Source organism: Alkalihalobacillus sp. CinArs1, from assembly GCF_947387515.1.
GTDB lineage: Bacteria > Bacillota > Bacilli > Bacillales > Guptibacillaceae > Guptibacillus.
Map to the genome: position 1 here is coordinate 584,076 of NZ_CANDOB010000001.1, position 12,475 is coordinate 596,550.

17 protein-coding genes are annotated in these 12,475 nt (G+C 40.2%); 2 read left to right on the top strand and 15 right to left on the bottom strand.

The window, feature by feature from the left end:
- Positions 1-92: 92 nt before the first annotated feature.
- The 11 genes from PFZ69_RS03170 to PFZ69_RS03220 form a co-directional block, all read right to left on the bottom strand.
- Complete coding sequence (locus PFZ69_RS03170) at positions 93-773, bottom strand: metal-dependent hydrolase (RefSeq protein ID WP_270179572.1); 681 nt, start codon at positions 771-773, stop codon at positions 93-95.
- A gap of 68 nt (positions 774-841) precedes the next feature.
- The gene (locus PFZ69_RS03175; RefSeq protein ID WP_270179573.1) at positions 842-2,386 is read right to left on the bottom strand and encodes a polyamine aminopropyltransferase; all 1,545 of its coding nucleotides are present in this window, start codon (positions 2,384-2,386) and stop codon (positions 842-844) included.
- Positions 2,387-2,412: 26 nt separating this feature from the next.
- Positions 2,413-2,808, bottom strand: coding sequence for a DUF350 domain-containing protein (locus tag PFZ69_RS03180; protein WP_270179574.1), 396 nt, complete (start codon positions 2,806-2,808; stop codon positions 2,413-2,415).
- Positions 2,809-2,827: 19 nt separating this feature from the next.
- The gene (locus PFZ69_RS03185; RefSeq protein ID WP_270179575.1) at positions 2,828-3,400 is read right to left on the bottom strand and encodes a DUF4247 domain-containing protein; all 573 of its coding nucleotides are present in this window, start codon (positions 3,398-3,400) and stop codon (positions 2,828-2,830) included.
- A 26-nt stretch (positions 3,401-3,426) separates the two neighbouring features.
- Positions 3,427-4,098, bottom strand: a complete 672-nt coding sequence (locus PFZ69_RS03190) for a PspA/IM30 family protein (RefSeq protein WP_270179576.1) — start codon at positions 4,096-4,098, stop codon at positions 3,427-3,429.
- Positions 4,099-4,111: 13 nt separating this feature from the next.
- Entirely contained in the window at positions 4,112-4,624 is a 513-nt protein-coding gene (locus tag PFZ69_RS03195) for a DUF4178 domain-containing protein (protein ID WP_270179577.1), read from the bottom strand.
- A gap of 51 nt (positions 4,625-4,675) precedes the next feature.
- Entirely contained in the window at positions 4,676-5,146 is a 471-nt protein-coding gene (locus PFZ69_RS03200) for a DUF3939 domain-containing protein (protein WP_270179578.1), read from the bottom strand.
- A gap of 81 nt (positions 5,147-5,227) precedes the next feature.
- A complete protein-coding gene (gene ald / locus PFZ69_RS03205) occupies positions 5,228-6,349 on the bottom strand; it encodes an alanine dehydrogenase (RefSeq protein ID WP_270179579.1) in 1,122 nt (373 codons plus the stop codon).
- Between the two features lie 130 nt (positions 6,350-6,479).
- Entirely contained in the window at positions 6,480-6,821 is a 342-nt protein-coding gene (crcB, locus tag PFZ69_RS03210) for a fluoride efflux transporter CrcB (protein ID WP_270179580.1), read from the bottom strand.
- Position 6,822: 1 nt separating this feature from the next.
- Entirely contained in the window at positions 6,823-7,188 is a 366-nt protein-coding gene (crcB, locus tag PFZ69_RS03215) for a fluoride efflux transporter CrcB (protein ID WP_270179581.1), read from the bottom strand.
- A 55-nt stretch (positions 7,189-7,243) separates the two neighbouring features.
- On the bottom strand, positions 7,244-7,615 hold the full coding sequence (locus PFZ69_RS03220) for a hypothetical protein (protein ID WP_270179582.1): 372 nt from the start codon (positions 7,613-7,615) through the stop codon (positions 7,244-7,246).
- Between the two features lie 116 nt (positions 7,616-7,731).
- Here PFZ69_RS03220 and PFZ69_RS03225 point away from each other — a divergent pair, with 116 nt between their 5' ends.
- Positions 7,732-9,075, top strand: coding sequence for a purine-cytosine permease family protein (locus tag PFZ69_RS03225; protein WP_270179583.1), 1,344 nt, complete (start codon positions 7,732-7,734; stop codon positions 9,073-9,075).
- 20 nt (positions 9,076-9,095) lie between these two features.
- Here PFZ69_RS03225 and PFZ69_RS03230 read toward each other — a convergent pair whose 3' ends face one another.
- Positions 9,096-9,266: a hypothetical protein gene (locus tag PFZ69_RS03230; protein ID WP_270179584.1), complete on the bottom strand. Its 171-nt coding sequence runs from the start codon at positions 9,264-9,266 to the stop codon at positions 9,096-9,098.
- Between the two features lie 100 nt (positions 9,267-9,366).
- Here PFZ69_RS03230 and PFZ69_RS03235 point away from each other — a divergent pair, with 100 nt between their 5' ends.
- Positions 9,367-9,669, top strand: a complete 303-nt coding sequence (locus PFZ69_RS03235; RefSeq protein ID WP_270179585.1) for a hypothetical protein — start codon at positions 9,367-9,369, stop codon at positions 9,667-9,669.
- A 64-nt stretch (positions 9,670-9,733) separates the two neighbouring features.
- Here the strand turns inward: PFZ69_RS03235 and PFZ69_RS03240 are convergent, their stop codons facing one another.
- From PFZ69_RS03240 to PFZ69_RS03250, 3 genes are all read right to left on the bottom strand, one after another.
- Complete coding sequence (locus PFZ69_RS03240) at positions 9,734-10,240, bottom strand: MogA/MoaB family molybdenum cofactor biosynthesis protein (protein WP_270179586.1); 507 nt, start codon at positions 10,238-10,240, stop codon at positions 9,734-9,736.
- A 1-nt stretch (position 10,241) separates the two neighbouring features.
- Positions 10,242-11,090 carry an EcsC family protein gene (locus PFZ69_RS03245; RefSeq protein WP_270179587.1) on the bottom strand — a complete coding sequence of 283 codons (849 nt, stop codon included), beginning with the start codon at positions 11,088-11,090 and terminating at the stop codon, positions 10,242-10,244.
- A 110-nt stretch (positions 11,091-11,200) separates the two neighbouring features.
- The gene (locus PFZ69_RS03250) at positions 11,201-12,388 is read right to left on the bottom strand and encodes an acetate kinase (protein ID WP_270179588.1); all 1,188 of its coding nucleotides are present in this window, start codon (positions 12,386-12,388) and stop codon (positions 11,201-11,203) included.
- Between the last annotated feature and the right edge of the window lie 87 nt (positions 12,389-12,475).

Genomic DNA, 12,475 nt, shown 5'->3' on the forward strand with positions numbered 1-12,475 from the left:
ATTCTTATAAAAGGATATGAAAGAGCATGACCATTTAACACGTTAAAAAAGAACCGATGATAAAACACATCGGTTCTTTAAAGTAACGTCAACTATAACTTAATTGTATCCCCGGGCTTCATTACTTTGCCCTTATTTCCTTTTAACTTATCTACAAAAGCTTCTGGGTTTTGTTCGATGACAGGAAACGTATTGTAGTGAACTGGTACAGTTAAGTCTGCATTAATCCATTCTGTAGCGATAGCCGCATCATCAGGTCCCATCGTAAAGTTATCACCGATTGGGATAAAGGCGAGGTCGATCTTCACGTCTGAAAGCAGCTTCATATCAGAATACAACGCGGTATCACCAGCATGGTAAACTGTCTTACCTTCAGCAGTAAACAGAATTCCAGCAGGCATACCTGTGTAAATAATCTGTTTACTTTCCTCATCCATATAGCTTGAACCATGGAAAGCTTGCGTCAGCTTGACCGTTCCAAAATCAAATTCGTGTGCTCCACCTATGTGCATCGGATGTGTATTTAATTCTTTCCAGCCTAAGTATGTCGCAAGTTCGAAAGGTGCGACAACGAGCGCATCATTTCGCTTTGCAATTTCAACAGTGTCACCAACGTGGTCGTTGTGACCATGTGTAAGTAAGATAACATCACACGTTACCTCGTTAGCATCAAGGTCGCATTGTTCGTTACCAGTAATAAACGGGTCGATAAGAATCTTTGCTTTTTCAGTTACGATCTCAACTACTGAATGCCCATGAAATGTTACTTGCATCAAAACCGCTCCTTTACATGCTTAAAAATGGATTCATCTGTTTTTTTCCCTTAGAACAATTTACTAAACTAATATTGTTGCCAAGCTCTCTCATATTTTTCGATAAGATTCGGCCGAATCAAAGTGTTTGGCTCGATGGTTACTTCATTTCCGTCCTCTATTATTGTAGAATCCTCGTCTTTACCAAATGCAGTTAAAGATGGAACAATTTCTGTCGTTAAATATTCGGTTTTGACCTTGATTCTTAAATCTTCACTGTTAACCTTTGTCCTCGTACCTAAAACGAATCCCCAATTCCCAAAACTCGGAACATCTACATGAAGGTTTGTTGTATGTAACCCTGTCTCCTGAATGGTCTTTGAAATCGTCCAATAAGCTTCTGTTGCAAATACAGGGCTAGTTGCCTGCACCATCATGGCTCCTTCAGGCTTTAAGTGGTTTCTTACCAATGAGTAGAATTCCCAAGTATATAGTTTGTTCAAAGATTCATTATTTGGATCAGGAAGGTCACTTATGATCACATCGAATAGCTCAGTTTCATTCTCCAAGTATTTAAACGCATCAGCATTCACTACCTTGACACGGTCGTCATCAAACGCTTGTTGATTCAACTCTTCTAACATGTGATTGGCACGCGCGAGTTCGACCATGCGCGGATCAAGATCAACAACCGTGATCGAATCGACTTCATCATATTTAAGCAGCTCACGAACAGCAAGTCCATCCCCACCTCCTAAGAGTAGGATGTTACTTTTCTCCACACTTGCAGCCATCGGTACGTGAACGAGAGTTTCATGGTAGCGATGCTCATCACTTGAACTAAACTGCAGCTGTCCGTTTAAATATAGCCTGAGATCACCCTGTTCCTTTGTTAGAACGATTCTTTGATAAGCTGTTTCTTCAGAGTGTATGATAGGATCTTTATAGAGACGTTGCTCAAATGAAAAAGCGATTTCCTCACCGAACAATACTCCTGCAATCATTGTGACTAGTGCAACTGATGCAGCAAAGATATATATCCCTTTTCTCACAATTTCTTTTCTAAATGATATGATCATCCAGAACGCAACTAATATATTGATCAATGCAACGAGAAATGCTGACTTAACTAGTCCAAATTCTGGTCTAAGATAAAAGGCAAACAACAGTCCACCTACAAGTCCACCTGCATAATCTGAAAAAAGTACCCGCGCGGTACTTTTGTTCATCTCTACGCCTATTTCATTCGCTTTTCTAATTAAAATAGGTAATTCAAGACCAGTTAATCCACCTACTATGAGAATAATGCTATAAAGGAAAATTGCGGTTGACTCTTCACCTGCGATAGAAGTAATTCCAAAAACAGCAAAGCTTGAAATACCACCTATGATTCCAATCATAAGTTCGATGACAATAAACCTTGTTATAAGGTGTTTGACTACCTTTTCACTCAAAGAAGCTCCGATTCCCATGCCTGTAAGAAACAAAGAAATCGTAATCGTATACTGCTTTACACCATCCCCTAAAATGTAAGAGCCTAATGCACCAAAAAGCACTTCAAAGATGATGCCGCAAATTGAAACGATCCCTGAAGCCCAATACAGCTGACTGCTCTTATTTGTTACCCTACTCATGTCTTTCACCTTCAGCTGTCATATTCTTATGTAATGGATGCCCCCACTACAAATCCAAGTCCGATCGACACACACATCGATACGATCCCTACTGCTACCACACCTTCATGTAGCTTTTGTTCCACTGAAAAACGTCTTGTGAGAAAGTCAAAGATGTAATAAGCGACTAATTGTAAAACAACACCATATCCACCCCAAATGACAGTGTCTAAAACATCTGAACTGTGATAGATCGAGAAAGCTAAGATTAAACATATACCGATTATTTTTCCACCTATTGATAGTGCGACAGCTGTATTTCCTTTTTCGATCTCTTGCCAATCCTTATATTTAGTGGTAATCAATTCAAAGATGATTAACCCCGCTGCAACGACTACGATTGCTGCAATAAAATAGACGAACGTTAACAAAAATGGCCCCATTTTAATAACTCTCCTTTACTTATTTTCCTGTTCCTGGTCCTCCGCCACGGCTTCCAGAACCTCTAAATGAGGGGATTGTTGAAGGTCCTTTGTAATTTCCTCCAGTTGATAGATAGCCTCCATAACAATTCCCAAGGCTATTAGAACAACGTTTTTTTTGCTTCTTCCCCCAATCGTCAACGTCGAGAATCTCATCAAGTATGTAATAAGCTAATAAGCCATCGAAGAAACTTGGCTGATAATTGTCTCTAACGAATCCGATCGTTGCTACTTCTACAAGTGTGTTCGAATCACTTTCACCTTCTGTCAACGATACAATATAATCGTCATACACAAGAACTTGTTTACCATCTTTTAATTCGCTGACTTCATTCGGTTTAATTTGTTCTTGAAGATAGGAGGAGACAGCTGGAATATCTTTACCACCTGCTGTGTAAATCCTAGAAACATCACCAGTGTCCACGCTACTCTCCACAACATCTTCAAGTTGGTATTGATCCTCTACGACTTCCTGAATATCTTTCGTGATACCGCAAGCCGATATGAGTAGAACGAATGCTGTCAACAGAATTAATCCTGTCAGCCTTTTCATCCTTCCACCCCTTGAAGGGGAAAGAGTTATTCTTTCCCCATTTTTTTCTTAAGTTCTGCTAACTCATCGTCGATTCCATTGTTCTTATCGAGGGCATCTAGTTCATCATCTAAAGAGCGATCAGCAGAGCGCATATCTTCGCTCGTTTCAGCTTCAGCTTCATATTGAAGAACCTTTTCTTCCATTCTTTCAAAACCTCGTTTGGAATCGTCGCTACCGACTGAAGACATTGCACGGTTGATCTTTGTTTTTGTTTTTGCAGATTCCGCTCGTGCTTTCAGACTATCTTTCTTCAATTTCATTTGGCGGTGTTCTTCTTTCATCTCATCAAGCTTGCTTCTTAATGAATCTGCATCAGCCTTTGCTCGTTCGTACGATTCTTTCATCGTTTCAGCTTTTGCTTGATGGTCTTTTTTATCTTCTAATGCTCTTTTAGCAAGCTCATCATTATCGGCTTCGAGTGCCTTCACAGCTTGCTCCTGACGCTTTTCTACCATCGCATTAGCGTCATCCCATTTTTTCTTGAGCATCTTTTCGTTAGCAATCTGCTTTGCTACAGCTGTTTCAGCTTCACGGATATCCGCTTCCATATCTCTCATAAACTGTTCTAGCATTTTGACCGGATCTTCTGCCTTATCTAGCGCAGCATTCAATTCTGATGACATGAGTGTTTTTACTCGTTTAAACATTTTAAACATTTATTTCATCCTCTCATTTGCTTCCTGCAAGTATTTTAATTTCGTATTCCTCAATCTCATACCCTTTGCTCACTTCTACTTCTGTACCCCAAACTTCAACTGACAGAAATTCATCTTCATTCTTATCAGAGAAGTCATAGTATTCTACTTGTTGTCCATTAAGGTTACTACCTCTACCTGTACCCGACACAAGCGCTTTACCACTTTCATCAAGGTGGAATGTTGTACCATCGACCTTCACTTCTTGAGGTATGGGCTTAGAGAGTTTCTCTTTTACTGCTTTGTATATTCCAAGCTCCAGCTCATCGTCCATCTCAGCACTCAACCAAATGGAAGATGACCCAGCTTGCAGTTGATAGGCATACCACTTGTATCCTTGGTTGTTATACGTTAGTGTCCCAACAACTTCGTAATCTTCAAGGTCATACGTGATGATATCCCCCACTTGAATGTTAAAAACATTCCTGTCTTCTATCTTAGGCTGTTCTTTGTCTTTTTTGCCAAATAACTTTGAAAGAAAACTCATATTCACACCCCCTATCCTATACTCTATTTACGGATTCACTCGCGAAAAGTTTCACGTTTTTTTAAAACGACTTACCATATGTTCTTCCATCGTGATATAGAAATCAAATGGTGGTTTTTCATCGATCAACGATTTCTTTTGTAACTTATAGATGCTTACTTTATGATAGGGGTCTCCTTCTATTATAGGAAGTTCATCTTCTAATCTTACATATGAATCTACAGCATTTTGCACTTTATCGATCCACCGAGGTATTTCACGATCCTGTTCTGTGAAAAGTTCAAAGGTTTCCCTAGACATATAGAACGGATTTGACGGAATGCCTTTTAAAAACGGAGCAAGAAGCGTCATATCTATTCTATTATCTTCAAGTACGAGAACTTTAAGCGATATTCCTTCCCGCTTCTGGTCTGCAAATTCACTAACAGCTCGACGGATATCTTCAAGTGAAGCGTCGATCACGTTATATGATTCAGAAGGAACAATGCCTTTCTCTTTTTTTCTCCAAAATTTAATGACCATTCCCCTCCTTCTATTTCGCTCAATGCTTTCCCTTTCATTATAGAAGAAAAAAGCAGCTGATCTCAGCTGCTTAACAAAGTATTAATTACTTCCTAACATTTTATTTGCACTGTTGTATTCTAAACCGTGAGCGTCTGCCACTGCTTCATACGTTACGAATCCGTCCATCGTATTGATTCCTTTTAGAAGTGGTTCGTTCTCTAGACAAGCAGTCTTATATCCTTTATTTGCAAGTTGAATCGCATATGGTACTGTTACGTTCGTCAAAGCGATCGTTGACGTACGTGGAACAGCTCCAGGCATATTCGCTACTGCATAATGCACGACATCGTGTTTTGTATAAGTCGGATTATCGTGAGTTGTAATTTTGTCTGTTGTTTCAAAAATCCCACCCTGATCAATCGCAACATCCACGATTACAGATCCAGGCTTCATGTCTTTAATCATATCTTCTGTTACAAGCTTTGGTGCTTTTGCACCTGGTATCAAAACAGCACCGATAACGAGATCGGACTCTTTTACAGCTTCAGCGATGTTAAGAGGGTTAGACATCATCGTGTTGATTTCAGTACCGAAGATATCATCTAATTGACGCATACGTTCAGGACTAAGATCCATAATCGTAACGTCAGCACCTAGACCCATAGCGATTTTAGCTGCGTTCGTACCTACAACCCCGCCACCTATTACGGTAACTTTTCCTCGTTTAACTCCAGGGACTCCGCCGAGAAGGATACCTAGACCGCCTTTTGGCTTTTCTAGGAACTGCGCACCGATTTGGGCTGACATCCTACCAGCTACTTCACTCATAGGTGTTAGAAGAGGTAACGAGCCATTCGGTGCTTGAACGGTCTCATATGCGATTCCGATCACCTTATTTTCAACTAGAGCTCGAGTTAGCTCTGGTTCTGCTGCTAAGTGTAAATATGTAAATAAAATAAGTCCTTCACGGAAATAACCGTACTCTTCTGGTAATGGTTCTTTAACTTTCATAACCATTTCCATACTCCACGCTTCACTTGCAGTATCCACAAGGTGAGCACCAGCTTCAATATATTGTTCATCAGTAAAACCTGATCCAATACCTGCTCCCTTTTCAATATGCACTTCATGACCAAAATTAGTAAGACTTAAGACGCCAGCGGGTGTCATAGCCACTCTATTTTCGTTATTTTTTATTTCTACCGGTACTCCGATACGCATATATAATCCTCCTTCGACTTTCAAACTATAAATGGAAGGGTTTTTCTCAAAACCTCTATCATCATAACATTCCGATTACCAATTAGGAACCTTTCCTCCAAAAAATTTTGAAACCCTTTTCAAAGCTTCTTTATACAACAAGGATATAACCTAAAGCTGCCATAAACAACCCACCGCAAGTACTGATCACCAGATAAATAATAGCGAGGTACTTATGGTTAGAGGATAGATCGATTGTTTCGTAAATAAAAGTAGAAAATGTCGTCAAAGCACCAAGAAAACCAGTCGAGACTGCTGGCCCAAATTCACTTGATCCGTAACCGACGCCTAATAGAAAGCTTCCTACCAGATTAACTATTAATGTGGCTAACGGGAATCCTTGCATGAAGCTCATTTTATTAAACAATAGAGTAACGATATACCTTAATAGCGCTCCTGCAGCCCCACCAACCGCGATCAACAACCATTGCAAGCTACTCCCCCCTAACACGCTTCGCAAGGAACACACCGATTACAGCGGCCAAAAGTCCTAAGACAACACTACCCATTCCATAAAGAAAAGCAGTCATGAACTGACCTGCTTTTAAATAAACGAATAGATCTAAAGAATACGTAGAAAACGTCGTAAAAGAACCGATAAGCCCCGTTGCGATCAGCTTTTTCTTCCATTCAGAAAGGGTATTATTTTGAATAAAACGGTAAAAGAAACCTAATAAAAGCGAGCCGATGATATTGACGAGAAAAGTTGAGAAAGGGACACCGTTCATCATAGTGCCGACCGTACTTCGTAGGAGAGCCCCAACCGCTCCACCAACTGCAACAGCGAAACTATATCTCATTTCTTAACTCCTTTGATCAATCTTTTCTCATCTTATCGGATCCAAACTCTAAAGTCTACTCACTATCCTCTTTATCCCAAACCCACGTATAGAGTCTCCCATTAGCATCCATCCATTTCATTTCGAACCGGTCTGCGTCATAGCCATACTTTTTTATTCTCGTTACCAGTTCATCAACCTGAGAAAGCTCTGAAACGTTCAGGTGTTCATAGAGTGATGTTACATCTTCCTTCGCATCAGCACCTTTTCTAACTAAGCTCCCCTTTTCCACCTCGTATTCGTTCGGGCTTGAAAATTCCCATTCATTTTCAACACCTTGAGAGATGACAGTACATTTGAACAAGAAACTATTTTGTAAGGAAGATGCTTCTACCCGAAAAGGGACGCTCACCATAAGAATTGCTAGGATTACACTTAGCTTTTTCATAAGATCACCTCTTCTTTATGCTGAGAAAAAACTTTGATAATTATTCCTCTACTTCTAGATTGCAACATTCTCTTTACCAAACTAAAATAGAAGTAAGCACACAAAAAGGAGTCTCCATGAATTCAACTAACAAACAGCAACTGAAAATTGAACGATTCGGTCTAGAATCTGTGCCACAAAACTTACGTACAACATCTTGGTACGAATACGCGATGATTCAAATGACGATTTCAGTAAATGCCGGTAATTTCTTAGTTCCAGCTCTTGCTGTTCTAGAAGGTGGATTGTCTTTTACCTGGGCAGTGCTTTCTACTGTATTTGGAGCGATGCTCGCTTTTATATTCGTCTCTTTTCTCTCCTTCCCAGGTGCGAGGAAAGGAATTCCTTCACAATATGCAGTACGTTCCTTCCTAGGACATAAAGGCGCGCAATATTTTGCGTCACCTGTACGAACCATTACGTCACTTTACTGGTTTGCAGTACAAACTATAGGGGGAACCTACATGGCTGTCGAATTGGTCGATCGCGTCCTTTCGATCAAGCTGCCCTTCCTCCCAGTCACTCTCCTTTTAGCAACGATTATGGCTACACTTGCATTAGTAGGGTTTAATGCAGTTAAGAAAGCAACCGTCTTCATCCTCCCATTGTTGTTTGCGGGGACTGTTTCGATGATCATTGTCTTCATTACCTCGGATGTTGGAGGGAAACCATTTACTTCCATATTATCGAGTCATGAAGCTCCTGAGTATTCCACTGTGTTTTTCTATTCAAGTCTAGCGTTCGTACAGTATGTATCAGGTGTGAGTAGTTCATCTGACATGACGAGGTATGCTCGTACAGCAAAACATGCTTTTATTGGATTGTTTGTAGGCAATTCTATAGGATTTTTATTTACCGCTGTTTTAGCTGCGTATACAGCCTCTGCTTCAGAATCATGGAATCCGTTTCTCATTACAAGTCGTTATACTGACTCAGGAATATTATTAACCTTTATCTTTGTAGCCGCACTATGCTCGATGTTTACGATTAATATCAGCAATGCGTATACAGGCGGTTATAGCCTCTTAAACACCTTCCCGACTTTAGGAAGGGTGAAAAGCGCTATTGTACTTGGGATATGTGCAATTGCATTGAGTGCATTTCCAGCGCTTGTCGATGAAGCTGAACAGTTCATCTCATTATTAGGTGCATTCGTTATTCCTCTGTCTGCTATTATCATTACCGACTTTCTCATCATAAAAAAAGCTCGTTTTACAACCGAATTGCTTTCATCGATGAATAATAAAGAGAATGTAATCAACCTAGCAGGGTTTAGCGCTATTGCACTCGGAATGTGCACTTACTTACTGCTCCCCACTTCATTATCTCCAGGATTTTTATCGTTTTTACTAACCTCTCTCCTATACGTTGGCATTAAGAAATGGGGCTGTAATAGAAAAAGCAAGAAAGTTCATGTGTAACACATGAACTTTCTAACAACCTAATAATAGCTTTTTCTATCTTGTTTTGGAGGAAACTTATTGTTTTTTCCTTGCTTAACGGCTTCATCTTGATCAATGACGCCGCTTTGGTATGATTCACTTAACTGCTGATGCACAGTCATTTCACCGCTTTGATCATAGATCAATTCATCTTTATTTTTATTCACCAAAAAAACCTCCCTTTGATTCAGTCTTGCTTCTTTAGTGTTCCCCGCCCACTTTTAAATATCAAAGGAAGGACACGTTATCATCTAGTAAGGAGGGAAGAAAATGTTTACATTTTATCGAGACGAGCGATTACAAATCGATGTCCCAATCCTTGAACTGTTTTGGGAGGAGCTTGCCCTAGACGAACAGGAAGAGATCTTACTCAGATGGGAACAAATTAGAAGTACGATTCCAGATCGAATCATTGAACTTGAAGGAAAAATTATGGAAAAACAATCACAGCTAAGTAATGAAGAAAATTTTGAAACCTCGTGCAGTTTGAACACGCAAATTGCTGATCTTGCTTCGATTATTAATGATTTATGGTTGTGGTACAGAAAGACCTTTTTGATCACAACAAAATAAACTCTCGATGTATAGTAAAAGGCTGCCATAGTTGAACGGCAGCCCTTTTGATCAATCACCTTATTCACTTATTTATTTCTCTTACTACATGAGGCAATTCAGGTACGATTAATTTCGACATACCCAATTTAACCGCTCCCGAGGATCCAGGTAATGCGAAAATAGCCGTTTCACTTAATACGCCTCCGATGGCCCGTGATAACATAGCGGGAGATCCGATATCTTCTGTATAACTTAGCATTCGAAACAGCTCTCCAAACCCAGTGAGCTCTTTCTCAAGCATATTGGCAATCACATCATATGTAACATCTCTTTTTGAGATGCCTGTACCACCATTCAGCAAAATCGCATCAACTTCTTTGTTAGTTACACCACGCTCCACTGCGTTTTCAATCGCTTCTTTATCATCTTTAATAACAACTCGATCAATAATGTGGTGATTTTTCTCCTCGAGCATTTGGGACATGAGCACACCGCTTTTATCGGTTTCAAGTGTCCTCGTATCACTGACTGTTACAATAAGTACACGTATAGACGAGGGTGCATTTGCCTTATGTTCTTTCACGCTCAATTCATACACCTCGCTCCATTTGTAGCTCCATTAAAAATCGTTTTTGATAAAACTTATGAGCAGACTCACTTACCGATCGGGTGAATCGATAATTTAAGCTAGCTCCAATCGCAATTCCAAACAGCGGGATACCTTGAATAACTTTTTTCCTCAGCATCATCAAAACAGTACCCTTTACCATTTGCTTCATAGGACCTTGTAGCCAGTTCAAATCAGCTACCTCCTCACTTCCTTCATAAAAGTAAGGATGCTCATGTCCCTGCGAAATTTCTTCTTCTAGAGCAACCCAGCCTTGTTTCTGAAGGCCCTTTGGCAGCGTTGCCATATGAAACACTTTTAAAGCGATCATCATTTCGGCTGGATAGCTAACCGGATAACCGTACGTCATCGCAATCAGTTGCACTGTACGTAAGTTTATTGCCAGAACAGCCGGTATATCTAGACCTAACAATAATAAACTTCCTGTACCTGAAAGTCCCCCTTGAGCAAGGGAAACCATTTTCTGTCGGGCAATCTGTTGATCCGCTATGTAAGCAAGTTGGTCGACGGAAAGCTTCTTCATATCTTGGATTTGTTCTATTTCAGGGTTAAATAACCGTGCATCGGTTAATAAACGATTGCTTGCATCAACTTGAGACTGGGAATTTTGGATGAAAGCATGCATGTGGAACAATACTGAATCAATGACCGAATACATCTTATTTCTTGTGGTTGAATCAACTGTCTTAAGCTGATATTCATACCACTTCTGAAACGTTCGTTCAATATCAGTAGCATGCTGAGCGAAATGCTCTTTTTCCCATTGCTTAATTTCTTCCAACCTTCTCTCTTCTCTTTCAGTCCATACCAATCACAACCGCTCCCTTCATGTAATACTATGTTTATATTGTATCTTTTTCAGAGTAAAACTTCCAATCGCCATAAAAAAAAGAGCACCTGCTAAGCAGATGCTCTTACCTATTATTGAGAAAGACGAACTGTGTCTCTTGCAATGACCACTTCTTCGTTTGTTGGAATGATAATAACTTTCACTGGAGAGTGAGGATAGCTGATGAATGCTTCTTTTCCTCTTACCTTGTTGAGAGCAGGATCCCAATAAACACCCATAAACTCTAGCCCACGTAATACTCTCGCACGAACTGTATCACTGTTTTCACCGATACCAGCTGTGAAGATAATCGCATCAAGACCTGACATACGCGCAGCATACGAACCGATGTACTTGTGGATTCTTGATGTGAACACTTCTAGTGCAAGCTCAGCACGTTCGTTACCTGCTTCCGCTTCAGAAGTAATGTCACGAAGGTCACTAGAGAATCCTGATACACCTAGGAGACCACTTTTCTTATTCAACGTATTAAGCACTTCTTCAGCAGTTTGTCCTGTTTTCTCCATAATGAATGGAATTAAAGCAGGGTCAATGTTTCCAGAACGAGTACCCATTGTTACACCAGCTAGTGGAGTGAAGCCCATCGACGTATCGATTGAGTTTCCGCCTTCGATCGCAGCGATTGAAGCCCCGTTTCCAAGGTGACACGAAAGAAGACGTAGTTCTTCTAGTGGACGACCTAGTAATTCCGCTGCACGTTCAGACACATATTTGTGTGATGTCCCGTGGAATCCATATTTACGAATCCCGAAATCTTCATAGTACTCATAAGGAAGACTATATAGGTAAGATTGTTCAGGCATAGATTGGTGGAACGCAGTATCAAAAACTGCAACAGCAGGAACATCAGGGAGAATTTCTTGGAAAGCACGGATTCCGACCAAGTTTGCAGGGTTATGCAATGGTGCTAGTTCGGATACTTCTTCAATTCCTTTCATTACTTCATCCGTAATGAGGGCGGAGTCATTAAATTTCTCTCCACCATGTACGACTCTGTGACCAACACCTTCGATTTCATCATATGATGAAATAATTGAGTGTTCGAACAGCTTCTCTAGTAACATTTTCACAGCAACTGCATGATCAGGGATCTCAGTTACACTCTTATCTTTTTCACCGTTTACTTCAATTGTAAAAATGGCGTCATCAAGACCGATACGTTCTACAATTCCTTTAGTGATAACAGTTTCTTCCGGCATATTTAAAAGTTGAAATTTTAAAGAAGAACTACCGGCGTTGATTGCTATTACTTTCGCCATATGTGACAGCTCCTTTTATACTGTGATTAACGACACGAAAATAGAAGGGGTATACCCTTCTATCTTTTCACACCTTACTTATTTAAA